25 protein-coding genes are annotated in these 22,780 nt (G+C 50.6%); 13 read left to right on the plus strand and 12 right to left on the minus strand.

The annotated features are described in order from the left end of the window. Positions 1-44: 44 nt before the first annotated feature. Complete coding sequence (locus CLC93_RS08150; protein ID WP_095505474.1) at positions 45-581, plus strand: hypothetical protein; 537 nt, start codon at positions 45-47, stop codon at positions 579-581. Here the strand turns inward: CLC93_RS08150 and cysK are convergent. Further along, entirely contained in the window at positions 578-1,558 is a 981-nt protein-coding gene (cysK, locus tag CLC93_RS08155) for a cysteine synthase A (protein ID WP_095505475.1), read from the minus strand. The genes CLC93_RS08150 and cysK overlap by 4 nt on opposite strands. A gap of 170 nt (positions 1,559-1,728) precedes the next feature. Here cysK and CLC93_RS08160 point away from each other — a divergent pair, with 170 nt between their 5' ends. The 3 genes from CLC93_RS08160 to CLC93_RS08170 all read left to right on the plus strand — a co-directional run bounded on the left by CLC93_RS08160 (position 1,729) and on the right by CLC93_RS08170 (position 5,220). After that, entirely contained in the window at positions 1,729-2,187 is a 459-nt protein-coding gene (locus tag CLC93_RS08160; protein ID WP_095505737.1) for an Lrp/AsnC family transcriptional regulator, read from the plus strand. Positions 2,188-2,274: 87 nt separating this feature from the next. Next, the gene (locus tag CLC93_RS08165) at positions 2,275-2,979 is read left to right on the plus strand and encodes a peptidylprolyl isomerase (protein ID WP_095505476.1); all 705 of its coding nucleotides are present in this window, start codon (positions 2,275-2,277) and stop codon (positions 2,977-2,979) included. A 171-nt stretch (positions 2,980-3,150) separates the two neighbouring features. Continuing rightward, positions 3,151-5,220: a M13 family metallopeptidase gene (locus tag CLC93_RS08170; protein WP_211286838.1), complete on the plus strand. Its 2,070-nt coding sequence runs from the start codon at positions 3,151-3,153 to the stop codon at positions 5,218-5,220. Positions 5,221-5,287: 67 nt separating this feature from the next. Here the strand turns inward: CLC93_RS08170 and CLC93_RS08175 are convergent, their stop codons facing one another. Next, the gene (locus CLC93_RS08175; RefSeq protein ID WP_095505477.1) at positions 5,288-5,566 is read right to left on the minus strand and encodes a DUF1840 family protein; all 279 of its coding nucleotides are present in this window, start codon (positions 5,564-5,566) and stop codon (positions 5,288-5,290) included. 16 nt (positions 5,567-5,582) lie between these two features. Next, entirely contained in the window at positions 5,583-6,587 is a 1,005-nt protein-coding gene (ahr, locus tag CLC93_RS08180) for an NADPH-dependent aldehyde reductase Ahr (RefSeq protein WP_095505478.1), read from the minus strand. 160 nt (positions 6,588-6,747) lie between these two features. On the opposite strand from ahr, the gene CLC93_RS08185 reads away from it, so the two are divergent. Both CLC93_RS08185 and CLC93_RS08190 read left to right on the plus strand, forming a co-directional pair. Continuing rightward, the gene (locus CLC93_RS08185; protein WP_095505479.1) at positions 6,748-7,365 is read left to right on the plus strand and encodes an NAD(P)H-dependent oxidoreductase; all 618 of its coding nucleotides are present in this window, start codon (positions 6,748-6,750) and stop codon (positions 7,363-7,365) included. Next, on the plus strand, positions 7,362-9,296 hold the full coding sequence (locus tag CLC93_RS08190) for a monovalent cation:proton antiporter-2 (CPA2) family protein (protein ID WP_095505480.1): 1,935 nt from the start codon (positions 7,362-7,364) through the stop codon (positions 9,294-9,296). Before CLC93_RS08185 ends, CLC93_RS08190 begins: the two co-directional genes overlap by 4 nt. Here CLC93_RS08190 and CLC93_RS08195 read toward each other — a convergent pair. Then, positions 9,248-10,141 carry a LysR family transcriptional regulator gene (locus CLC93_RS08195; protein WP_095505481.1) on the minus strand — a complete coding sequence of 298 codons (894 nt, stop codon included), beginning with the start codon at positions 10,139-10,141 and terminating at the stop codon, positions 9,248-9,250. The genes CLC93_RS08190 and CLC93_RS08195 overlap by 49 nt on opposite strands. Before the next feature lie 187 nt (positions 10,142-10,328). On the opposite strand from CLC93_RS08195, the gene CLC93_RS08200 reads away from it, so the two are divergent. Next, positions 10,329-10,655: a hypothetical protein gene (locus CLC93_RS08200; protein WP_095505482.1), complete on the plus strand. Its 327-nt coding sequence runs from the start codon at positions 10,329-10,331 to the stop codon at positions 10,653-10,655. Positions 10,656-10,725: 70 nt separating this feature from the next. On the opposite strand, the gene CLC93_RS08205 is transcribed toward CLC93_RS08200, so the two are convergent. After that, positions 10,726-11,211 carry a VOC family protein gene (locus CLC93_RS08205; RefSeq protein WP_095505483.1) on the minus strand — a complete coding sequence of 162 codons (486 nt, stop codon included), beginning with the start codon at positions 11,209-11,211 and terminating at the stop codon, positions 10,726-10,728. A gap of 197 nt (positions 11,212-11,408) precedes the next feature. Between CLC93_RS08205 and CLC93_RS08210 the strand changes: the two genes are divergently transcribed. After that, positions 11,409-12,800: a L,D-transpeptidase family protein gene (locus CLC93_RS08210; protein WP_095505484.1), complete on the plus strand. Its 1,392-nt coding sequence runs from the start codon at positions 11,409-11,411 to the stop codon at positions 12,798-12,800. A 139-nt stretch (positions 12,801-12,939) separates the two neighbouring features. Further along, complete coding sequence (mepK, locus tag CLC93_RS08215; protein ID WP_425439842.1) at positions 12,940-13,485, plus strand: peptidoglycan L,D-endopeptidase MepK; 546 nt, start codon at positions 12,940-12,942, stop codon at positions 13,483-13,485. 19 nt (positions 13,486-13,504) lie between these two features. Here the strand turns inward: mepK and CLC93_RS08220 are convergent, their stop codons facing one another. Further along, entirely contained in the window at positions 13,505-14,662 is a 1,158-nt protein-coding gene (locus CLC93_RS08220; RefSeq protein WP_095505486.1) for a GGDEF domain-containing protein, read from the minus strand. Positions 14,663-14,849: 187 nt separating this feature from the next. Here CLC93_RS08220 and CLC93_RS17715 point away from each other — a divergent pair, with 187 nt between their 5' ends. Beyond that, a complete protein-coding gene (locus CLC93_RS17715; RefSeq protein WP_169902903.1) occupies positions 14,850-15,002 on the plus strand; it encodes a hypothetical protein in 153 nt (50 codons plus the stop codon). Here the strand turns inward: CLC93_RS17715 and CLC93_RS08225 are convergent. Further along, positions 14,999-16,936, minus strand: a complete 1,938-nt coding sequence (locus CLC93_RS08225; RefSeq protein WP_095505487.1) for an alkaline phosphatase D family protein — start codon at positions 16,934-16,936, stop codon at positions 14,999-15,001. The two genes, CLC93_RS17715 and CLC93_RS08225, sit on opposite strands and share 4 nt — an antisense overlap. Positions 16,937-17,012: 76 nt before the next feature. Further along, positions 17,013-17,684, minus strand: coding sequence for an NAD-dependent epimerase/dehydratase family protein (locus tag CLC93_RS08230; RefSeq protein ID WP_095505488.1), 672 nt, complete (start codon positions 17,682-17,684; stop codon positions 17,013-17,015). A gap of 178 nt (positions 17,685-17,862) precedes the next feature. Between CLC93_RS08230 and CLC93_RS08235 the strand changes: the two genes are divergently transcribed. Next, positions 17,863-18,465, plus strand: coding sequence for a TetR/AcrR family transcriptional regulator (locus tag CLC93_RS08235; protein WP_095505489.1), 603 nt, complete (start codon positions 17,863-17,865; stop codon positions 18,463-18,465). Between the two features lie 126 nt (positions 18,466-18,591). Continuing rightward, complete coding sequence (locus CLC93_RS08240) at positions 18,592-19,563, plus strand: aldo/keto reductase (protein WP_095505490.1); 972 nt, start codon at positions 18,592-18,594, stop codon at positions 19,561-19,563. Positions 19,564-19,625: 62 nt separating this feature from the next. On the opposite strand, the gene CLC93_RS08245 is transcribed toward CLC93_RS08240, so the two are convergent. Then, positions 19,626-20,471 carry a hypothetical protein gene (locus CLC93_RS08245; RefSeq protein WP_095505491.1) on the minus strand — a complete coding sequence of 282 codons (846 nt, stop codon included), beginning with the start codon at positions 20,469-20,471 and terminating at the stop codon, positions 19,626-19,628. 192 nt (positions 20,472-20,663) lie between these two features. Between CLC93_RS08245 and CLC93_RS08250 the strand changes: the two genes are divergently transcribed. Further along, positions 20,664-21,113 carry a hypothetical protein gene (locus tag CLC93_RS08250; RefSeq protein ID WP_095505492.1) on the plus strand — a complete coding sequence of 150 codons (450 nt, stop codon included), beginning with the start codon at positions 20,664-20,666 and terminating at the stop codon, positions 21,111-21,113. Positions 21,114-21,153: 40 nt separating this feature from the next. Here CLC93_RS08250 and mmuM read toward each other — a convergent pair whose 3' ends face one another. From mmuM to CLC93_RS08265, 3 genes are read right to left on the minus strand one after another with little or no spacing between them, the layout of a single operon-like run. Next, positions 21,154-22,056: a homocysteine S-methyltransferase gene (gene mmuM / locus CLC93_RS08255; RefSeq protein WP_095505493.1), complete on the minus strand. Its 903-nt coding sequence runs from the start codon at positions 22,054-22,056 to the stop codon at positions 21,154-21,156. Then, positions 22,053-22,277 carry a helix-turn-helix transcriptional regulator gene (locus CLC93_RS08260; RefSeq protein ID WP_095505494.1) on the minus strand — a complete coding sequence of 75 codons (225 nt, stop codon included), beginning with the start codon at positions 22,275-22,277 and terminating at the stop codon, positions 22,053-22,055. The genes mmuM and CLC93_RS08260 overlap by 4 nt, the downstream gene beginning before the upstream one ends. 2 nt (positions 22,278-22,279) lie before the next feature. Beyond that, positions 22,280-22,738, minus strand: a complete 459-nt coding sequence (locus tag CLC93_RS08265; protein ID WP_095505495.1) for a hypothetical protein — start codon at positions 22,736-22,738, stop codon at positions 22,280-22,282. Positions 22,739-22,780 lie beyond the last annotated feature (42 nt).

The raw sequence follows: 22,780 nt of genomic DNA on the forward strand, positions 1-22,780 counted from the left end.
TATCGCTGTCGATAGATTTGCCATCACTCAAGTCGGAAAAATTTGTGAAACAAGTAGCCCTACTTTGCGCCGGCTTGACCCTAGTCGCCAGCGCCTCAGTCCAAGCCAACATTCAGCCGGTTCAGGCCCAACCTGAACGCCCGCAATTTGTCGCCTTGATGGCAGATTATGTGCACGCGGATACCCCAATGTACGGGATAACGATTGCACCTCATCACTACGATTGGGACTACGCCAATTGGGGTTACTACTTGGGTTATGCGCAAAGCAAACGGCGCAAATTTGAAGTCAACGACTTACCTCATGAAGAGTACAACCGCCAAACCCGCTTCGGCTTGAGCTACTCGCTAAGCGACAGTTTCAGCCTGTATGGCGGCGCTGTGTACTTTCAGAACGTCAATCGCAACATGGCAGAAGTTCAGCCAATGATTGAGGGGCAAGACCCTATTTGGGACGAGCGAACTAATAATCGCTGGGGCGCAGAGGCAGGCGTGCGCTACGCGTTTCCGTTTGGACTAGTTCTGGGCTTGGGCTACAGCAGCGCCACCAAAGGCGCGCTGCTGAGCATTGGCATGCATTAATCCAGGTCGAATAGCTCGGTGCTGATGTAACGCTCGGCATTGTCCGCCAAAATAGTCACCACGTTTTTGCCTTTGAGGTCCAAACGGGCAGCCACGCGACGGCACGCATTAAGCGCAGCACCTGAACTAATACCTACCGGCAGGCCTTCTAGCTGAGCGATTTCACGCGCGTGCTCAATAGCCGCTTCGTTTTCAACCGTCATGATTTCATCAATCAAGTCTAAGCGCAGAATGTCAGGCACGTGGCCTGATGACAGCCCTTGTAGTTTGTGAACGCCTGAGCGGCCTTCTGACAGTACCGGACAGGAGGCAGGCTCTACCGCAATCACTTTGATATCAGGCTTGCGAGCTTTCAGCGCTTCGGCAATCCCAGAAACCGTACCGCCGGTGCCTACTCCAGCAATCAGCACATCCACCTTACCTTGAGTATCCGCCCAAATTTCTTCGGCGGTGGTTTTGGCGTGCATCTGCAGGTTAGCCGGGTTGGCAAATTGATCCAGCATCACAGCATTAGGACGCTCAGAAATCATCTGTTTAGCACGGTCAATCGCACCTTTGGTGCCTAGAGCTTTAGGGGTTAGCTCTAACTTTGCGCCATAAAGTTGAATCAGCTTGCGCCGCTCAATCGACATGTGCTCTGGAATGACGATTGTCAGTGGGATCTTCTTCATGGCACAGATCCATGCACAAGCGACGCCATTGTTACCCGAGGTGGCTTCGATGATTTCGCTGTCAGGGCCTATGCGGCCATCTTCAATCATGGCTTCGATCATCGCCATCGCCGGGCGGTCTTTAATAGAACCCGCCGGATTGAACGACTCGACTTTGGCAAGGACATTAGCATGCAGATCATAGTGATCTTTAAAACGACTCAAACGCACAAGCGGAGTGCAACCCACAGTTTGAGTAATATCGTCGAAAATACGGCCGCGGCTTTCCACAAATGAGCGATTGGATAAGTCAGGGGCTAGAGACATGCTGGCTTCCTTGTTTTTGTTAAGTTTTATTCGAGATATGAATAAATTGTGCCAGCGATTAACAGGGATAGGTTTGCTAAGTATTCGCTATTTCGCGCCGTAACTAGAATATATTTCTCATATAGGTTAAAAATAGAAAAAATCTTTCCAATCAATCCAGATATATGAAAATAGATAAGTACGACAAGCAGATCCTTAAGTTGTTACAACAGGACTCAAGCCTATCTATCAATGAGTTAGCCGAAAAAGTAGGGCTTTCAAGTACGCCCTGTTGGCGCAGAATCCAAACCTTGGAATCCAACGGCGTGTTGACCAAGCGAGTCGCGCTCGCCGATGCACAGAAGCTTAATGCCGGTTTGTGTGTATTTGTGACGGTGAGAACCAATCAACACAATCCCGACTGGCTGGCGAAGTTCTCACAATTTGCTGCAGATATGGACGAAGTTATCGAATTTTATCGACTCAGCGGTACTGTGGATTATCTGCTTAAAGTAATGGTGCCAGACATGAAAGCCTACGACGCTTTCTACAAAAAATTGATTCAGCAAGCCGACTTTTCAGACATCAGCTCAAGCTTTGCCATGGAGCAAATCAAATACACCACAGCGCTGCCGGTGGACTATCTGTAACTCGCCACGCCTTTCAAACTTGAGCAAAGTTTGTGCTGTGATAGTCTGGTCCGCGGAAATTTTGGCAGTATTCCAAGGACAATAACAATGAAAAAAATCGTCATCGCGCTGGCTGTAGCCAGCTTGGCAGGTTGTGGCTCGGACAAGTCCGACACCCCAGATCCAAGTGTTTGTGATTATGCACCACAAAGCATGCAACCCTCGCTAACATCCATTCCCAATCCAGATGCAGGGGCCTACTTTGACTCATTGAGTAACCCCGAGCTATCTAAAAACGAGTTCAGCCAGGATGTCTGTTTCACCATTGCCACCAGCGAAGGTGATATCACAGTCGCACTGGATCAAACCAATGCGCCTATCACGACCACCAATTTTGCTCAATACGCCAACAGCGGCTTTTACGAGGGCACGCTCATTCACCGCATCGAGAAAGACTTTGTGGTTCAAGGTGGCGGTTTGGTTTCAGGTTTGAAACTCAAAGACACCGAAGCGCCTATTGAAAACGAAGCCAACAACGGTCTGAAAAACGAGCGCGGTACTATCGCCATGGCACGTACCTCAGATCCACACTCAGCCACCAGCCAGTTCTATTTCAACACGGTCGATAATCCCATGTTGGATTACGTCAGCGGTGATAACTGGGGTTACGCAGTATTTGGTCAAATCGTCCAAGGCATTGAAGTCGTTGATATGCTTAACACCCGCAGCACTTATGCGGTTTGCGGCTATCGCAACGTGCCGGTAACGCCTGTGACCATCAACAGCGTGACTGAAGTTAACTGTCCTCAATAAGCCTTTCATCATTCCAAATTAGCCCACACTCTGTGTTGGGCTAATTTGTAACATTTGTGCGTTTGCCGTTGCGCCCTGCCCCACTTGTCTACTAGGTTATTGTTTGCGAATAAATTTTGCGCAATTCAACCGCACCTAATATTCCGACAAGAACGACCAAGGGACTATTGCATGATGAGCATTACAAAAGCCAAGGTTATGCTGGCTGTTGCAGGTTTGAGTTTGGCTGCCTGTAGCCAAACCCAAGCTCCAAACACGCAAGCAACGGCGCCAGCTGCTGCAGAAATTAAATCCGGAATCTACCTGGAAAACATGGACACCTCAGTTCGACCAGGTGAAGACTTCAACCGTTACGTCAACGGAAAATGGATCGACCGCACTGAAATTCCCGGTGACAAAGGCCGTTACGGGGCCTTTGGCATTCTTGCAGATGCCGCTGAAGAGAATGTCCGCAAGATCATCGAGGAGTCCGCTTCTAGTAACCCTGCACCAGGCAGCGACGAGCAAAAAGTGGGGGACTTATTCGCCTCCTATATAAATGCAGAGGCTCGCGAACAAGCCGGACTAACTCCACTCAAAGCTGGTTTCGATGAAATCGACGCGCTTGAAAATCAACAACAGCTAGCGAGCTACTTCGCCAAGGTCAACAAAATTGGGGTTAACGTGCCTATGGTGTTGGGCCAATACGCTGACTTTAAAGATCCCACCAAGTACATGACCTACACATGGCAAGGAGGCTTGGGCTTGCCAGATCGTGAGTACTACTTTGAAGAAGACGAAAAATCGGTTGAGCTGCGCAAGCAATATCTAGCCCATATTCAAGCCATGCTTGAGCTGGCTAAAATCGACGATGCAGCGGCTAAGGCCGAGACAATTATGGCGCTAGAAACTCGCATCGCCTCGGAGCACATGCTCAAAGAGCAAGCGCGTAACATGGTGGCGATTTATAACCGCTTCGACATCGAGCAGCTGCCTGAGCTGATGCCCAACTTTGATTGGAATGCCTATCTGAGTGAAGCCGGTGCCGCTGACTTGAGCTTCTTAGTGGTACCTCAGGTGGACTACAGCAAAGCGCTAGACACCATCATCACCGAAACCCCAATGAGTACCTGGCACGCCTACCTCAAGTGGAAGTATCTAAGCGCTCACGCAAGCTTGTTGACCAAGGCCATCGATGAGCAGCAATTTGCCTTTTATGGCAAACAACTTCGCGGCACCGAAACCATGAAGCCTCAGTGGCGCCGTGGCGTTGACTTGGTCAACGCGAATTTGGGCGAAGTCGTGGGCAAGGTGTACATCAAGCGCCACTTCCCGCCGCAAGCCAAAGCTCGCATGCAAGAGCTGGTCGACAACCTAATTAAAGCCTATGAAGTCTCAATTAAAGAGCTGGAGTGGATGGGCGAGGAAACTCGCGCACAAGCACTAGACAAGCTGTCTAAGTTCACTCCAAAGATTGGTTATCCAGATGTGTGGCGTGACTACTCTGCGGTAAGCATCAGCAAAGACGACCTTGTGGGCAACGTGCACGCCGCCAAGCTGGCGGATTACAAACGCCAGATGGACCGTCGCAATGAGGATGTGGATCGCACCGAATGGGGCATGACTCCGCAAACCGTAAACGCTTACTACAGCCCACCGCTGAACGAAATCGTATTCCCAGCGGCAATTTTGCAACCGCCGTTTTTCGATTTGAATGCGGATGACGCGGTTAACTATGGTGGTATTGGCGCGGTGATTGGCCACGAAATTGGCCACGGCTTTGACGACTCAGGCTCAACCTTCGACGGCGATGGTGTACTGCGCAACTGGTGGACCGACCAAGACCGCGAAGAGTTTAAAAAGCGCACTGCAGTGCTTGTTGACCAGTACAACGGTTACCGTCCGTTTGAAGGCGACGACCTGCACGTCAATGGTGAATTCACCCTTGGTGAGAACATTGGCGATCTGGGCGGCCTGAGCATTGGTCTGTTGGCCTACAAAATGAGCTTGGGCGACCAGCCTGCACCAGTTCTGGATGGCTTCACCGGTGAGCAGCGAGTGATGATTGGTTATGGACAGGTATGGATTAACAAGTACCGCGACGAGTTTCTGCGTACTCAAATCAATACCGACCCGCATTCGCCGGCGCAATACCGAGTCAACGGAATTGTTCGAAATGTTCCGGAATTTTATGAAGCGTTTGACGTCAAACCTGAAGATGCTTTGTATCTACCGCCTGAGCAACGAGTGAAAATCTGGTAATCAGGCCGGAATTAAATGCTTGCAAATGACCCGCCGATTGGCGGGTCTTTTTTGGGATTACGGAGACTTAGCGCCACTGAACGTATTCGTTGTTGTCCAGCGCCGACTGCAACAGCTCTAGCAGAGGTTTAGCTCGAGTCGACAGGGCGACTTTCTCATCTTCGCTGTCCTCTACTTCTTCTCGCTGCGACAAAGCCGTCTGCAGGGATTGCATTGCCGCTGCTACTTGCTCAGGCTTGAGCGCACCAGGCACTCGCTCGGACTGCTCCATTAAGGTCAAAAACTGCTTGCCCACTGCATCAAACATGGGAATATCGGCGTGGTACTTGGTGCTAAATGTAATCACTGGTCTTCCTTATTGACTAGTCGTTAACCAACACAATTCGATAGTTGGCTTTGCCCGATTCCAAATGGGCGATGGCATCGTTGACCTGCGACATGGGAAACATCTCGCACTGGGGCTCAATTTGATGCAGCGCGGCAAAATCCAACATTTTGGATATGGTACTCGGACTGCCCACTGGAGAGCCAGAAATTTGCAGTTGTCGCCCTAAAATACCAAAGGCCTGCAAGTCGAGCGGGTCTAAAGTGACACCCACCAGATGCAATCGTCCGCGCGCTCTCAATGTCGAGAGGTACAGGTTCCAATCCAGCTTGACGTTAACCGTAGAGATAATCATGTCAAAGCGATTGGTAGCCGATTCGATCTCTGCCGCATCGCGCGAATTGAGGGTGTGATGGGCGCCTAGCACTAATGCCTCCTTGCGCTTGTGCTCGCTCGAAGTGAAAGCAGTGACCTCACAACCCCAGGCGTTCAAGAATTTCAGCGCCATGTGGCCCAGACCACCAATACCAATCACAGCGACCTTGTCGGTGGGCTTTAAGCCAAATTGAACCATGGGATTAAATACGGTAATTCCGCCACAAAACAGCGGGCCCGCGGTGCTGGCGCTCACGCCATCTGGCAGCGGTACCACAGCAGTAGCGTCTGCGCGCACCTTGTCGGCAAAGCCGCCATGGCGCGCCACAATGGTCGCGGCAGCGTCAAAGCAAAGATTGTGATCGCCATCGTCGCAATGCTCGCAGTGATTGCAATAACCACTGTGCCATCCAAGGCCCACTCGCTGTCCGACTTCAAAGCCTTGCACGCTTGAGCCCACAGCTGCGACTTTGCCCACCACTTCGTGCCCCGGCACCAAGGGATACTGACTAAAGCCCCACTCGTTGTTAATCATGCTCAAATCACTGTGGCAAATACCGCAATACTCCACCGCAATTTCTACCTGAGAATCACCAAGCTCGCCCGGGTCATACTCAAAAGGTTCAAGAGGTTGGCCTGCACTAGGGGCGGCGTAAGCTTTAATCATCACACTCTCCTTTTATGGTAATGGCTTCATGGCAATGGCTACTCACTTCAACCGGCAAATAGTGTACCCGGCTAAAAGTGTAGCCGGTTAAAAAGTCAGCACTGTCGCAATCGCTAATTAATCTGCTAAGTTAAACTCTATTGCGCCAAAAGGAAGCCTCATGGAATCAAATAAGTTACTGATTTTGTTTGCTCATCCGAATCAAGCTCGCTCGGAAGTGAACCGCCCTTTATATGCCGCTAGCCAGCAATTCGATCAGGTGACCTGTGTCGACTTGTACCGCGAGTATCCTACCTTTCGAATCGATGTGGACAAAGAGCAACGGCGCTTGCTTGAGCACGACACCATAGTCTTCATGTTTCCGCTGTACTGGTACTCCACTCCGGCGATTTTAAAAGAATGGCAGGATTTGGTGTTGGAGTACGGCTTCGCCTACGGCAGGGACGGTAAAGCGCTGCACGGCAAGCGCTTTTTTTGCGCGATCACCGCCGGTGGTGCGGAAAAAGCTTATCGCGCCGATGGCTACAACCACTTCACCCTTGAGCAACTACTGCAGCCTCTTCAGCAAACTGCGCAGCTATGCGGCATGGAGTACTGGCCACCCTACGCCATTTATTCATCGCGCACAGCTCAAGAGGAAGGTCGCATTCAACGTCATGTTGACCATTGGCAACTGCTTCTGAAACGAATCTTGCGCGGTGATGTGGACCAAGGCTCTCTCAACGGCATCACTCATTTGAACGAGTTGATCACTCAATCACAGGAGATCACCTCATGACTGAGTACTTACTTCAGGCGTTTATTTATTTGGTTGCCGCCGTAATTGCCGTGCCCATCGCCAAGCGTTTGGGCCTAGGCTCGGTATTGGGGTATCTACTGGCGGGGATAGTGATTGGTCCCGTGATTGGTCTGGTGGGTTCTGAAACCACCACCATTCAACACTTTGCTGAATTTGGTGTGGTGATGATGCTGTTTTTAGTGGGCTTGGAGCTTGAGCCTAAAATGCTGTGGTCGATGCGCAACAAGCTGATGGGACTGGGCGGCCTGCAACTTGGGCTCACCACAGCAGCAATTTTTGGCATCGCCTGGATGGCAGGACTGCCTTGGACTGTGGCCCTCACCGTTGGTTTGTTGCTGTCTTTGTCATCCACCGCCATTGTGCTGCAGACCTTTAACGAAAAAGGCTTGGACAAAAGCGAGGGCGGGCGCAATGCCTTCTCGGTTTTGTTGTTTCAGGATATCGCCGTGATCCCCATGCTGGCGCTGATTCCACTGTTAGCTCTGCCCGAGTTACTGGCGAGCGCCGAGGCCGCTGCCGCGGCTGCCGAACATCACCCCGAGCTATCGCTGGTGGCTGGTCTGCCAACTTGGGCCTACACCTTAGTCATCATTGCCGCTATCGCTGGTCTGGTGGTCGGTGGACACTATCTATCACGACCACTGTTTGCCTTTGTCTCAAGTGCAGGCCTTAGAGAGATTTTCACCGCCGCAGCACTGATGCTAGTGATAGGCATTGCTGCCTTAATGGGGCTGATAGGATTGTCGGCGGCGCTTGGCACATTCTTAGCCGGGGTGGTGCTGGCCAACAGTGAGTTTCGCCACGAGCTGGAAGCCAGTATCGAGCCTTTCAAGGGGCTGTTATTAGGGCTGTTTTTTATCACGGTTGGCGCGGGTATCGATTTTGGCATTTTCGCCGAGTACTGGTGGCAAGTATTGCTCGGCACTCTGGGCTTGATGCTACTAAAAGGCGTGATTTTGGGCGTGATTGGGTTTGTGTTCCGCTTTAAAGGCGCGGATGCTTGGCTGTTCGCCTTGAGTTTGGCCCAGGCCGGTGAATTCGGTTTTGTGCTGCTTAGCTTTGGCCAACAAAACGCTGTGATATCCGCCGAGTTAGCAGCGCCATTATCCTTGCTGGTCGCGCTGTCTATGCTATTCACACCAGCACTGTTCATCGCCTTTGATAAATGGGTGGTGCCTAGATATCAAGGCGGTCAGGACGAGCGTGAAGCTGATGATATCGGAGAAACCGGTCAAGTGATCATCGCCGGTATTGGTCGCTTTGGTCAGATAGTTAACCGTCTGTTGGTGGCCAACGGGGTTCCCACCACTGTGCTGGACAATCAGTACAGCCAGGTAGACACAGTGCGTCTGGTCAACATGCGCGCTTATTATGGCGATGCCAGCGAGCCCGACTTGCTGCACACCGCTGGTATCGAGCACGCGCGCTTGTTGGTGGTGGCCATCGATAATCAAGAGCGGGCGGTTGAGATAGTCCATCACGTCAAACGCCATCACCCCAAAGTGAAAGTGTTAGCCCGCGCATTTGACCGCGGCCATGGTTATCAATTACGTCAAGCCGGCGCCGATATGGTTATCTCGGAGACTTACCACTCGGCTCTTGAAGTCGGCCGCCAGGCCTTGGACATGATGGGAACTCACCCCTTCCATAGCCATCACCTCAAACACACCTTCGCCGAACATGAGGCCAACTACGACGACAAGTTGTTTGATAGTTGGGCCAACAGCGATGACGAGGCTGGTTACACCCTGCACTACCAAAAACTGTTCGTCGAGCTGGAGGAAGCTCTGTCTAAATACATGGGCAAGGACCGCAGCCAACACGACTTAGACGAGCGCAGTTGGACACCGCCGCCCAAAGACTATTTGGACGACTTTGAGGCTCCCGCCGAGGAAAGTGCCGACAAGTAATCCACAAACCAGGTGTAGCGCTGAGGTAAGGCTTGATGGCTCGATTGCGTGAGATAGCGAGCCTCGTACACCGGCTGCGCCACTTTGAGTGAAGTGATTTTGTCACTGGCTTCGAAGCGGCGAGCCACTGAAGCCGGCAGTACGCTAAACCCTAACCCTGCGGCCACTGGCAACAATATTTGCGCTAGCTGATTGACGTAACCACTGATTGGCGGGGTTTTCGGTGGCGCGTCAAAGTTGGCGCGACTCACTTGGGTCCAATAGTACTGGCCGTCGGGATGGTCGATAAACCCCAGTTCCAACAAGCCCTGCAGACCCGAGCTTTGGTTGAAGTCTTTCGGTACAAACACTTCCAGCGCTTCTTCACCAATAATGCTCTGGGATAGTTCGTTGGACTGACAGGGTTTGCTCATCACCCCCAATTGCATTTCACCACTGAGAAGATCCCGCTCAATCCTGTGATTCGGCGCCGCTTCTAAACTAAGGCTGAGATTGGGGTGTTGTAGCAAGTATTTGAGCCAATCTGGATAGCAATAGTTGGCCAATGCACCCGAACAACTGATGTAACAGTGCCCTGAGTAAGGATCGTCGTGGCTGAGTTCCGCCATTAGGTTTTGGTGCTGATGGGCTTGTTGCTGAGCGTGCTGATAAACTCGGCGACCCTCAGTAGTCAGGCGAATATCGCCGCTGTCTCGCAACAAGAGTTGCACACCAAGTTCGCTCTCAAGCTTGGCCAAATGCTGGCTCACCCCAGGCTGGGTCATGTGCAGGGCTTTGGCGGTTTGACCAAAGTGGCCAAGCTCGGCCAGGACTTTAAAGGTGTTTAACCATTTGGGATTTAGCATGGCGACAAATAACAAATCATTATTGAAATTAGATTCAATGATAATTTCTTATTTGGTGGCTAGCTAGTGCAATCCTTGCTGGTTTCCCCGCGGCAAAACGGAATCTTCGACTATGCTAAAAGGCGGACTAAATTCTGTTCTATCACTAGCGATAGAACTGTTGAATTTCAATGAGTAAGGGAAGCCTATGAAAACTCTTATTGTCGCCAGCGCGTTTGCGTTAATTCTGACAGGTTGTGCCAGCGCCCCTAACTGGGAAAACATGACACAAACCGAAATCAATGACTGGAAAACCAACGGCTACAATGCTGAACAAGCGGATCGCTGGCACGAATTAGGCCAGAAAGCGAGTGAGGCTAAAGCTTGGGAGGAAGCTGGATTTAATACGGATTCGGCGAAAGATTGGATTGCGGAGAAATTTACCTCTGAAGAAGCCAGCGCTTGGAAGAAAGCCGGATTTGATGTTTCAGAAGCAGTAAGAGATAGGTCTCGAGGCTTACAGCCAATTCGTTAGAACGGTGGTTCAAAAATCAGGTCGCGCCCTAGCAGGGGAAGCTAAGGCGCAACCTTATACACTCTATGACTTACTCGTAGTCAGACGCGTAGGTCTCTGAGTAGGTGTGCGAGTACAACTCGAACAGGTTGCCAAATGGGTCTTCTAGGTAAACCATTTGCGCAGGCTTACTGTCGTCTTCTGGGTGGTAGCGCATAATGTCCATGCGCACCTTGCCACCGAATTTCTCGGTCTTTTCCATTACGCCTTCAAAGTCGTCGGTTTGCAGACAGAAGTGGAAGATACCAATGCGAGAGAAGTCCACTTCGTGGCGCTGTTGGCGCTCTTTCATTTCAAACAGCTCAACGCCGATGCCATCAGAAGTCACCAAGTGGGCGATGTTGAACCCTTTGAATCCTTCGCCAAATACCGCGATACACATGCGACCAATTGCCGTTTCGCGCTCCTCAACCACAGGGGTGTTATCCATCACGACTTTTAGGCCTAGTACTTGAGTGTAAAACTCAACGGCCTTGTCCATATCACCAACCATGATACCAATGTGATTCATCTTCATAACGGGCTCCAATAAGCGATTCGTTGCTTAACTTTGTTTCGATGAGGCAAGTATATGGACCCTTTCTGAGAAATAAAAATTATCATTTTTTATTCAATTAATAATCAATTGTTATCACCACTAACGAAAGGGATCGAACGCGCAGATTTCTGGTTTCTTGCCATACTTACAAAAAACACCCCAACTCGGAGACGCGGATGATGCGAAGCGCTGGCTTACTGTGTTGTTTTGCTTTGCTGTTTGTATGCGCCGAACTTAACGCTGAGCCAACCCAGGCCATTAATCACTTTTCTCGTGAGCATTACCATCAGCACATGACAGTGCTACAGGCCGCCTATCCGCAAGCCGAACTCAGATATCAACACTCCAGCTTAAAACCCCATGGATTCGAGCAAGAACTTGAGTGGCATCAAGTCTACTCATTTTGGCAAGCCTACCAGCCTGGCCCGCAACTTCCAGACCTAGCTAATTTCGGCCCAGTCAACGCAACCGCGCTAACATCGGCATTGCTGCGACACCCGCAACTTGAAGGCACGGTGGAACGCCTACAGCAGCTAAGATTGTTGCAACGCTACCCTTGGCAGCCGGTTAAACTGGCGCGCTGGTTTATTGCGGGTCACAACCACCAGCAGATCCAAACCTTCAAACAACGCCTGATCCTACTGGGCGATCTTGAAGCCGACGCCAACCCAGATGAACTCTTTGATTTGCAATTACTCGATGCGGTTGAGCGCTTCCAACAAAGGCATGGACTGACAGTCGATGGCGTCATAGGCCCTAAAACCGCCCAATGGCTCAACTTCTCACCGGCCCAACGCGCCCACCGACTGGCATCGGATCTGATTAGCGATGCCTACCTTCAGGCGCACTTGCCCAGCCACTATGTGCTGATAAATTTGGCCGGCTATCAACTCAATTTGGTATTAGATGGTCAACCTAGGTTTCAATCAAGAGTCGTGGTAGGTATGCCATCTAGGCCCACCCCTGTGATGCAGTCCAGTGTGCGTTCGCTGGTGTTAAAGCCCAGTTGGAATGTACCGGGCAAGTTGGTGTGGCGCGATGTCATGCCACGAGCGCGCCGACAACCTAATTACTTGAGCAGTTACGGCTTCGAAGTTAGGGACCGCAACGGCCAGAAATTGTCATTGATAGATAACGATTGGAATGACTTTTCCCATATTGATCTCCCCATACGAGTCAAGCAAAACGCCGGCCCCAAGAACGCCTTAGGCCAAGTAAAGTTTTACCTCAACAACGAGCGCGCGATTTATCTGCACGACACGCCACAGCAATCGCTTTTTGACAAACCAGAGCGCGCTTTTTCATCAGGCTGTGTGCGAGTGGAGAACGCCATGCAATTAGCGCAGACATTGGCGGACTTTCAACCTATCTCCAGGCGCTACTGGCCGCGCAAGCAAGCCACCCCTGCACCAGATCAGTGGCTTAAGCTCGACCAACCGATTCCTGTGTTCATGGTCTATCGCCGCAGTTGGCAAGAAACACAAGGTTTGACTCAGTTTCGCCGTGATGTGTACGCTTTGGAACAAAATAGTCAGCAAAACTGGGTTTCTAGCTCACAAAATGATTAATTTTTTACCTAAGCTTTCTGCATAAATATTAAACAGTTAACCAATCCTGTGTGTTTTTTGAACAGGTTTGGACATTGACCTGTCGATTTATCCATTGCTAAATTGCTGACTCGATTTCGGAAGTGAGACAGTTGTAGTCGTGATAAGTCGTCGTCAATTTGTGCAAGCCTTGGCTTGTGGAGCCAGCATAGCTGCTGCTCCGAGCGTCTTTGCCCTTAGCAGTACCGCCCCTAATTTAGCCCTACCGAGAAAGCTTTCAATGTTCAATCGTCACACCGGCGAGCGAGCTCAAAGTGTGTTCGCGTTTCAAGGAGAATGGGTGGCTGACGGCATTGCCAAATTGAACCAAGTACTAAGAGATCATCGCCAACAAGAAGTCGGCATGATGGATCCCAACTTGTTTGAGCTGATTTGTCAGCTTCAAGATGCGCTCGATTGCCACGACGAAATCCACATCATCTCTGGCTACCGCTCGCCGAAAACCAACGCTCAGCTAGCATTGCGCTCAAACGGGGTGGCCAAAAAGAGTTACCACATGAAAGGCATGGCCATCGATTTGGCCATTCCTGGGGTACCGCTAAAGGAGATTCGTGACGCCGCCATTGAATTACAAGGCGGCGGCGTGGGTTATTACCCGTCGAGTGGCTTTGTTCACGTAGACACAGGGCCCGTTCGCCGTTGGTAAAACGAGCCACACCCACAAACTAGGCTCGCGAGGGGATCCGCTGAACCTTAGTGTCTTCAGGCAGATTGTCCATCATCACTTCATTGTCACCACTGCCATGAGCAACGGCTTTGGCCATATACATCAGTGAGTCAGCTCTGGATATCAAGTCCTCAAGGGTTGGCTCAATGCCGTGCCCCGGCGAGTAAAATGCCGCCCCTAGACTCACGCTCAGTGACACTGCTTTGATGGCTTTGAGACGGCCGAAAAACTGCTGAATTTGCGCTTGTTGCTGCGCGTCACCTAGCCCAAAAATCGCCACACAAAACTCATCGCCGCCAAAGCGAGATGCATAACCTTGAGCGCCCTTGGGTAACTGCTTTATCGTTTGGTCGATGGTATCGGCCAACTGCTGCAGTACTTTGTCCCCTTGGGAATGCCCCATGCCGTCATTGATCATCTTGAAGTGATTGACGTCTAGATACCAAAGACAAATTGGCTTGAGGCTTTGATCCGCCAACTGCTTAAGCGGCTCAAACATCTTTTGCGCGGCGCGCTGATTGAATATGCCAGTCAAGGGATCGCGGTTCGACAGGTCGGTAAGCTCTTGAGTGCGCTGTGCAACGGTCTGCTCAAGACTTGAAGCATACTCCTCAAGCTGGTGATTGACGTTCTCGATTTCAGACTGAAGCGCGGCAATATAGGTGTCAAACACCAGTTGGTTATCCAACAACATCAGTTTTTGTAAAGAGCGGCGAGTACGCAAAAAGCGTTCTTCGTGCTCTGCGAGCAACTCTTGTAGGCAGGTTTCAAGAAGCCCGGTCAGCTGGTTGATACCAGACAAATAGAGCTTAGGGCTGACCCCGATTCTGTGATGCACCTGTCCAATCTTCAGACGCGAGGATACATACTCGCCATCATAGTCACCACTGAAGAGTTCGGTGACATAGCGGCGCATAGCTCCGTGCAGTCTAGATAATGTGTCTTTATCGCCAATGATCAGGGAGATTTCGGGTTGCTGCGTTTGAGCCAGATAAAAATCGTTCACCAACTCGCCAATGCGCGGCGCAATGAGGGGCAAGCACTCCAGCAAATTAGCGGCGTCGGTGTGGTCAAAATCCAATAGGCGCTTGCGGCGGCTTAACTCTAGCTCTCCGATACGGAGTTGCTCCGCCAAACTCTGGCTGATGTTCTGCATAACTTCCCTGCTTAGTTAACAACATTAGAACCCATGTTTTTGTACCACACTGAAAGTGAACTATTGAGGAACAACCACAACAAACCGGTTTGTTTGTATAAAAATCACTCAAAAATTAACGCTTGCAAACTTAATTGATAATAATTATCATTTTCACCAGCTCGCAATCTACTGAAGGGATCTTGAAATGATTTTACTGTTCGCAGCACTGGTATTGATGGCCGTCGCTTTTTCCTTGATGACCAACGCCAATCCCGCCACCATCCCTTGGCTGAATCGAATTGCCGGACTGACCATAGTCGCAGGCTTGGTTGACTTAGTGGCCTTGCAAGGATTCTAGTCCCAATGTTCTTCCGCTTGGTGGCGGTCAAACCGCACCATTTGGCCGTCACTGAGCACCTGCCACACCCCTTTTGGCGCCCCACTCTCATCGAGCTCCACCAATCCAATTCCCGAACCGTTTAACAAGCGCTCTCCCGGAGACGCCCCCATAGGTTTGTGAGGAACAATCTTCATCCGCCGACGCTTATTGAACCAGTTCAAAGGCGAATACGGCGCGTACAACCAACGATTCACTCGATCGAGTACGTCCAACAAGCGTTTGGGAAAGGTATTTTTGATGCCACTACTGGTGATTTGCCAAATATCCGGCCCGCCTTTGCGGTGACGCAAACTCACTTGGTAAGCAAACGAGTAGTGAACATCGCCCGAGAGAATCACAAAGTTTTGTGGCGTTTTGCCGTGGCAAAACATATTAAGCAGGGTTTTGGCGGCACCAGAGTGGGCCATCCAATTTTCCGCATCCACCACCAAAGGTTTACCCAACCAAGTGAAGATTCTCTGAATGATTTCGATCACTTTGACCCCAAAAATCGGCGCTGGTGAAACCATAAGCACGGCATCCTTGCCAATTAAGGACTGTTGCAAGTCGGTGAGCGCTTCCCAATCCATCAAACCCGAGGGTGAGGCTAGGTGCCGCTCGGAGCGCCAGCGGTGCGTGCGCGTATCCAGCACCAACAAGCAAGGTTGCGTATCCCATTGGTAGTGCCATTGGTCGAAACTCAGCAACTGTTCGATTAAGGCTTGATGAGTCGTATCACCTGGGTTTTGCAGCGCTGTGTTTAGCTTGTCAATTAGCTCGCTATCAAAATGTTCTGGGGCGTTGCCCCAAGCCTGGCAAAGCAGATATCCACAAAGGGCGTTGCCTATGATGCGCTTAGAAAACGGGTGACCATAAGCGCTTTGCTCCCAAGCGGCCGATAAATTCCAATCGTCTGTCACATCGTGGTCATCAAACACCATGGCCGTGGGTATGTGGGCCAATAAACGTCGCACTGAGCCCAGTCCCTGGGCGAATTCGCCCATCACCTCTAACTGATAGTGATACTCTTGCAGTTGCTTCTCTGTCAGCCCAGGCGGCGGTACTAGCCCAAGTAAAGGCTGGGTCTGCTCGGCCTGCCACAAAGCAGGCGACCAAACCAACAAGTACATGGCCAACACCTCGCCAACTGACACCAGGTGATTTTGAGCGTGATCTGAGGTAAAGATGGGTTTGCGAGCGCCGCTGAATAAGACTTCCACTGCCCCACCGGCTTTCAATGCGGGTAAAAGCTCTTGGCGACGTAAATAGTAGGCTCGTTCGCCGTGCAGATCATCCGAATTTAGCCAGTCGGCATCGTCAAAGCTCTCTACCGGCAAATCCAGTTGAGCTATCACTTGATGAATAGCCACTAGCATTGGAGTGGCAACATCATCGGCGTACACCTGATCACCACTGAGCATTAACAAGCTCGGCCATTCCGCTACTGGCGTATCAGCTAAGTGTTGGTCTGCGGCTAACAGCCCATCTTTGCTGTCGTGGTGGGGTTTACGGCAACTGCCGTGGAGCAAGGTTCTAACCTTGGGCGCTATCACAAATCCGGGCAGCGAGCGTTCTGGATAGCAGATATCTGGCGCCCACAGCTCAAATCCCTGACTTTGTTGAGCACCCTTGGGGGTCAGCTGAAAGTCGTAACCTATCCAGCTATTTAGCGGTAGCGCTTGCTCGAGTTGAATGTCCAGCAGATAAAAATACAGATGCTCGCTGGCACTGACTCGCTGTAGGTGCGACTCCATTTGTTCGGTGCTGAGATGAACGGCGCTTTCGCCTTCAGGATGCAGGCTTAATTCGATAGCGACCGGTTTGGAAGTCGCCATCCAAAAAGTGATTCTGTCTGAAGTGGTGCGTCGCAGTATTGGACCCGCCAACACTAGCGGAAGCGAGTCTTTACTCATGCTTGCCCTAGGAGATACGAATGCTATCCGATTGATTTAGCATAAAGTAACCAAAGGGGTTTTTCCAAAACTAGTGTTAGCCCCGATAGCTTCGCGCCAGCGCATTAATATCGCGATTTTCTAAATGCTTAAGTGGCTGTGGTTGAAGTACGGCTTGAATCATGGCGTGCCCTAGACGACGGCTGGTGGTGATACTGTCGCGCCGACGCATCAATGGAAACAAGGGGCGAGTTAACCAGTAAACCCAATTGACCCATGTCGTCTTACTTTTCACCCCTCGCTCGGGAATAATCGCGTTAGCGCGAAACAAATAGACATCTTTAAAGCCCTTGTTGAGCAGATAGTTTTCGGTTTTACCCTTTACTCGAGCCCACATGCTAGAACCCGACTCGGACGAATCCGTGCCTTCCCCAGAGACATAGGTCACTACCGCTTGCGGACTGACTGCGTGCACGGCGTCGGCCAAGGATTGGGTGATATCGAAAGTGAGTTTGTGAAACTCGGCCTCGGACAGCCCCATAGAGCTCACCCCCATACAGTGAAATACAGCGTCTAAGTTATTAAGTTGCGATTGTAGCGACGTAAAATCGGTAAAGTCGGAGAGGGTTAGTTGCTCGAGTTTGGGGTGACTAATCGCAAGCGGCTTTCGGTTGACCAACAGCACTTGGCTAATCGCCTGGCTATCAAGGCATTCCAATAGCACTCCATGACCCACCATTCCCGATGCACCTGTGATTAATACACGCATGTTTTCTTTACCCTTTTCACTGCTCTTTTTACAACACCAGCCCAAGACAATACTAGCAAGCTTAGGTATCGCTTTACCTCGAGCGCTGACTAAATTACACTGCATAGTGTATTTATTAGCTTTCACGAAAACAAGGTAAATTACACCTAGTAGTGTAATTTATTTTTAAGCGGTTGATATGGAACCTAAAAAGAGAGACACCAGTCGAAAACGTAATTCGATTTTAGACGCGGCCATTCATGCCTTTCAGCAAAAAGGGTTTGATAACACTTCGATGGACTATGTCGCAGAAGTCGCCGGCGCCTCTAAACGCACGGTTTACAATCACTTCCCGTCGAAAGAAGCCTTATTTCAGGCCATGATGGACCGCTGCTTAGACGAAATGCGTCAGCTCAAGCAAATTGGCTACGACAGCGAGGCTGAACTGGCACCTCAGTTAAAAGAGTTTGCCGTCGCCAAAGCCGCTGCCACCCGCGACCCGCAAATGATGGGGGTGATGAAAATCGCCATGGGCGTGCTGATAAGCCAACCGGATGTGGCGCAAACCACCATGCAAAAGATCGCTACTATGGAAAACACATTGGCCCTATGGCTAGACGCGGCGATTGCCGACAATCGAATTGTGGCTTGTGACACTCAAACGGCATCGGATCTGTTTTACGGCATGGTCAGCGGCAACCTATTCTGGCCGGCACTGCTCAGCGGCGCGCTCTCCGATGACCATTGTGACCGACTAGCCGACGAGCTGGTTGCTATGTTCTTGCAAAAGTATCAGGCCTAAACGGACGCTTTTTGGGGCTGGGCTGGACAAGCTGGCATTTTAGCGCCAGCATAGTGGGCGTAGAAGAATAGATAGTTGCTCAATAAAAATAGATAGTTGGCCTACAACAAATAAAACCCAAGCCCCATGCCTCAAAAATTTCCCCTGACCCAATACCTAGCGAACGCCAGCCCCTTAGTATTTGGCTGCATGATGTTAAGTCGCTGGGACGACAACCCAATCGACAAAGCCGATATTCAACAGGCTCGTCGAATTATCGATACTGCGCTCGAGCAGGGAATTACCCTATTCGACCACGCAGACATTTATTGCTTTGGCAAAGCTGAATCTGTGTTTGGCGAGGTGCTAAAGCAACGCCCTGAATTACTCCAGCAAATTCAACTCCAGTCTAAGTGCGCGATTCGATTTGAGGACCACCAAGGTCCTAAGCGCTATGACTTCTCGCCTGAGTGGATTGAGTCTTCCGTGGACGGCATTCTAACTCGGTTGGGCGTCGAGCAACTGGATTTACTCATGCTGCACCGCCCCGATCCACTGTGCGAACCCGAGCAAGTAGCCCAAGCATTCGAGCGATTGCAAAGCAGTGGCAAGGTAAAGCACTTTGGCGTATCCAATATGCAAGCGGCACAACTGGCTTTCCTACAACACGCTATATCCACGCCGCTAGTGGCTAATCAAGTGGAGCTGAGCCTAGGTTATCTGGATTTTATCGAAGAAGGGATTAGCAGCGGCAACTCTGGCCACAATCCAGTCAACTACGCGCCAGGCACTGTGGAGTATTGCCGCCAGCACGGCGTGCAACTGCAGGCATGGGGCAGCTTGGCGCAAGGTAAGTTCAGCGGTGCATCGCTGGACAATGCCAGCCAAGACCAGCGCAACACCGCGGCCTTGGTAAGCCAATTAGCCGAAGAGTATGGGGTTAGTCCTGAGGCGGTGGTACTGGGTTGGCTAATGCGTCACCCGGCGCGAATTCAGCCAGTGATTGGTAGTACTAATTTGGAGCGCATTAAAGCCTGCGCTCAAGCGACCCAAGTTCAGATGAGTCGCGAACATTGGTACGCACTGTGGGAAAGCGCTCGAGGGGCAGAGTTGCCCTAGGGAGTTGGCAACTAAAAAGGTCGGCTTGATGCCGACCTTTTGTATTTAAAGAATAGTTCGAGCTACTCGAGTATTACCTCTACATCCTCAGGTAATTCATTTTGCAAGTAAAACAGGGTTTCATCGTCGAGGAAGCGACTGTTTTTCATTTCGACACGGTACAGATAGCTGTTTTGGTAGAAACGAATGGTTCTTAACCAAGTGTTGTTGGCAATGAAGCGAGACAACTCCAGATTAAACTCTGTGTTCAATGTGCGTATACGAGTATCGCTAAGGTCCACCCAATTCAGCCAGGGCATACCTTCAAGATTCAGCGTGCTCAAGGGCGAATGAGTTACAGTCAGATACAGAAGGTCGGGGTGTATATCGAATTTGAGAACTTTTAAGTCACTGTGTTGAATATCAACTTTCCACAGGTCGAACTGCTTGCTTAAATCTAAGTAAGCCAAAGTACTTTGGTGGATGGTTAGACGACTGAGATTAATCGTCTCGGAAAGATCCATTTGATTCACGCCGGTGCCGACCAACTCTATCTCATGCAAGCGGTTACCATCGGCAAGTTTGAGTTCTTCAAAGAGAAATCCATCGGAATGAAAGTCGAACACATTGGGCAACTCGGACAAGTCCACAACTTTTGAATCATCGCTGTTTCTGATCTGACCCTTGTCCAGATATAAGCTGCCTAAATTGGGAAGTTGAGCCAGCTCATGTAAATCTCCGCAATAGCCAGTACAGCGAAATGTGGTGATGTGCTCTAGAGTTTCGTAATTGCCGGAATCGACAATTTGTTGATAAGCCGCCTGCATATCTGGGCTAGTAAAGCTTACGCGATCGAACTCATTAACATCGTCCGAACAAGCGGCTAAGCCAAGCACCAAACCCAAGCTCAGTAACAGTCTGCGCGCCATATTTCCTCCTTGAAAAACACCATAGCTCCACTAAATTAGCAAGCAGCCATTAAAACCTCAATAAAAATAGGGTTATAAATCAAAGTGTTTTGAAACAAACGAGCAAGCCTGTGGTGCTCAACTATACTTCCGGCACCCTTATGCATGGAATGCGGTGGCATAAGGACATTCCGAAACGCGAAGGAGAGAGAGATGAAAAAGCTGATTGCTGGCTTAGCTTTGGTGTTGGTGAGCCTATCCGCTCAGGCCAAAGACCGTTTAGAAGTGTATACCGACTACGACATTGGCAAAGAGATCATCACGGTCACCACGGTGAAAGTTGATGCCAATATGGGTGATGTGTATCTGGCAGGCTTGAAAGAGAGTTGGGTTAAAGCCGTGACCATTCAAAAGGAGATGGGCTACATCAAAAATTATCGAATTTTCGCTAGCGAGCTGCCACAAAGCGGCGACTTCAACATGTTGCTAGTGGTCTACTTTGACAGTGCCGCCGATCTTGAACCTAACCAAGAACGCTATCAGGCCTTTATGAAGAAATGGGGTGAGGCTAATCAGAAGCGTTCGCAAGAGATATCCGCCAAATACCCCGAGGTGAGAACCTTGACCGGTGAATATCGCTTCCGCGAAATCATCATGAAATAAGTTAGCGCGCCCATGGGTTACATGCCTCTGGGCGCCTTTTTCAACGCTCGAGCTTTGCAGCCAACTCGGCGATTTGCTCGGGTCCAACGCGACAACAACCACCAATCGCGACTGCACCTAATTGTTGCCATTCAAGTGCTAGTTCGGCCAGCTTGGGGGATGGGTTGGGCGTGTGCCAGGTCTTAGTGCACGCATCAAAACATTCACCAGAGTTTGGGTAAACCAGAATTGGCTTGTCGGTCACTCTAGCGATTCTGGCAATTAAACCGCTTACGTGTTGAATAGGGGTGCAGTTAATACCAAGCGCAACGACCTTGGCGTGTTTACCGTAAAGCTCGATTGCCGCTTCAATTGGCGACCCATCATTCAAGCGGGCCTCATCCTGACAGGCAAAACTCACCCACGCCGGATTGTGTTGCTGCTCAAGTACACGAGCCAACACGCGAGCTTCTTGCAGACAAGGAATGGTTTCGCAGGCCAATAACTCGTTGGGTTTCGCAGCAAGCAAGGGCAAGCGATGGCTGTGGAAATCGAATAGGGTCTGGTCGCTCACTCCGTATAGACCATGGTATTCGCTTCCGTTGGCCAAGATCGCGCCATAAGGCCCGACGCTGTGCGCCAAGAACACCGGCTGGTCCACTTGCTCGCGAGCCAAGGCTAGCGCTTGGCGGGCTAATACCCCAGATAGTGCCATGGCATCTCGAGCTTCACTTTCAGCTAACCCCATGTTTAGGAAACCGTCAAGTGAGGCCTGATAGCTGGCACTAATGATACAGTTGGCGCCGGCTTGCAAGTAAGCTAAATGGGCATCAACGATGGCTTGGGGTTCGCTCAACAGCAACTTAGCCGACCACAGCGAGTGATTCAGGTTATGCCCTTGTGCCTCAAGTTGAGTGGCAAGCCCGCCGTCGAGCACCACTGGGCCTTGTGCAAACAGCGTCATCGAGCCGCCTCGCTCACTTGGTACTGAAACACTTGCCCTAACTCTACTTGAAATACATCGGCTATTTTAAACGCGACTTCTAGCGAGGGTGAGTACTTACCCTTTTCAATCGCCACCACGGTCTGACGCGAGACGCCAATGGCGTCCGCCAAACTCTGCTGGGTCATTTCGTTGGCATCAAATCTCAAGCGACGAATTTGATTGGTCAACACCTTGGCCATTGTCAAAACCCTCTGTGGTAATGAAACAACTGACGCAAATGCTTAATGAACTCCGCCACCACAAAGGACAGCATCAACAGATGCAACAAGTTGCCGGTGGTCGACAGACTGTCGAAGCTCAGCGGTAGCCCTAGCTGTGTGTCGCTCCAAACCAAAATCATGCACACTGTCACAAGAGCGGCTAGCGCATGGTAAGCCGCTTGGTCGCCATAAAGATTAAAAAGCTTATCGTGCTCATCGTCGCCGCGTTCGGCATCTTTTGGATTTAACACTGCAGCGGCAACCACCAATACTATTTGCAGGCCCACGTAAATCACTACCAGCTGCACCAATAACCCGGTGAGCAAAGTATCTGACAAGCTGCCGTTGGCTTGCGCTTGTGCCAAACTCCACCAGTAGTACCCAAGTACTCCGACGCCGATCAGCAATTGTATCCAAGTGTTTTTGTAGTTGAATGACATGGGTAACCCTCGGTTTGATGTCAAAAATATTAGACACCATGT

Origin of the sequence: Paraferrimonas sedimenticola, assembly GCF_002282855.1 — a bacterium.
Classification (GTDB): domain Bacteria; phylum Pseudomonadota; class Gammaproteobacteria; order Enterobacterales; family Shewanellaceae; genus Paraferrimonas; species Paraferrimonas sedimenticola.

Bases quoted from the DNA above. Each gene is read 5' to 3' on its own strand.
- cysK (WP_095505475.1), bottom strand. From the start codon at position 1,558: ATGTCTCTAGCCCCTGACTTATCCAATCGCTCATTTGTGGAAAGCCGC.
- CLC93_RS08165 (WP_095505476.1), top strand. From the start codon at position 2,275: ATGAAAAAAATCGTCATCGCGCTGGCTGTAGCCAGCTTGGCAGGTTGT.
- CLC93_RS08170 (WP_211286838.1), top strand. From the start codon at position 3,151: ATGATGAGCATTACAAAAGCCAAGGTTATGCTGGCTGTTGCAGGTTTG.
- ahr (WP_095505478.1), bottom strand. From the start codon at position 6,587: ATGATTAAAGCTTACGCCGCCCCTAGTGCAGGCCAACCTCTTGAACCT.
- CLC93_RS08185 (WP_095505479.1), top strand. From the start codon at position 6,748: ATGGAATCAAATAAGTTACTGATTTTGTTTGCTCATCCGAATCAAGCT.
- CLC93_RS08190 (WP_095505480.1), top strand. From the start codon at position 7,362: ATGACTGAGTACTTACTTCAGGCGTTTATTTATTTGGTTGCCGCCGTA.
- CLC93_RS08195 (WP_095505481.1), bottom strand. From the start codon at position 10,141: ATGCTAAATCCCAAATGGTTAAACACCTTTAAAGTCCTGGCCGAGCTT.
- CLC93_RS08200 (WP_095505482.1), top strand. From the start codon at position 10,329: ATGAAAACTCTTATTGTCGCCAGCGCGTTTGCGTTAATTCTGACAGGT.
- CLC93_RS08205 (WP_095505483.1), bottom strand. From the start codon at position 11,211: ATGAAGATGAATCACATTGGTATCATGGTTGGTGATATGGACAAGGCC.
- CLC93_RS08210 (WP_095505484.1), top strand. From the start codon at position 11,409: ATGATGCGAAGCGCTGGCTTACTGTGTTGTTTTGCTTTGCTGTTTGTA.
- CLC93_RS08220 (WP_095505486.1), bottom strand. From the start codon at position 14,662: ATGCAGAACATCAGCCAGAGTTTGGCGGAGCAACTCCGTATCGGAGAG.
- CLC93_RS17715 (WP_169902903.1), top strand. From the start codon at position 14,850: ATGATTTTACTGTTCGCAGCACTGGTATTGATGGCCGTCGCTTTTTCC.
- CLC93_RS08225 (WP_095505487.1), bottom strand. From the start codon at position 16,936: ATGAGTAAAGACTCGCTTCCGCTAGTGTTGGCGGGTCCAATACTGCGA.
- CLC93_RS08230 (WP_095505488.1), bottom strand. From the start codon at position 17,684: ATGCGTGTATTAATCACAGGTGCATCGGGAATGGTGGGTCATGGAGTG.
- CLC93_RS08235 (WP_095505489.1), top strand. From the start codon at position 17,863: ATGGAACCTAAAAAGAGAGACACCAGTCGAAAACGTAATTCGATTTTA.
- CLC93_RS08240 (WP_095505490.1), top strand. From the start codon at position 18,592: ATGCCTCAAAAATTTCCCCTGACCCAATACCTAGCGAACGCCAGCCCC.
- CLC93_RS08245 (WP_095505491.1), bottom strand. From the start codon at position 20,471: ATGGCGCGCAGACTGTTACTGAGCTTGGGTTTGGTGCTTGGCTTAGCC.
- CLC93_RS08250 (WP_095505492.1), top strand. From the start codon at position 20,664: ATGAAAAAGCTGATTGCTGGCTTAGCTTTGGTGTTGGTGAGCCTATCC.
- mmuM (WP_095505493.1), bottom strand. From the start codon at position 22,056: ATGACGCTGTTTGCACAAGGCCCAGTGGTGCTCGACGGCGGGCTTGCC.
- CLC93_RS08260 (WP_095505494.1), bottom strand. From the start codon at position 22,277: ATGGCCAAGGTGTTGACCAATCAAATTCGTCGCTTGAGATTTGATGCC.
- CLC93_RS08265 (WP_095505495.1), bottom strand. From the start codon at position 22,738: ATGTCATTCAACTACAAAAACACTTGGATACAATTGCTGATCGGCGTC.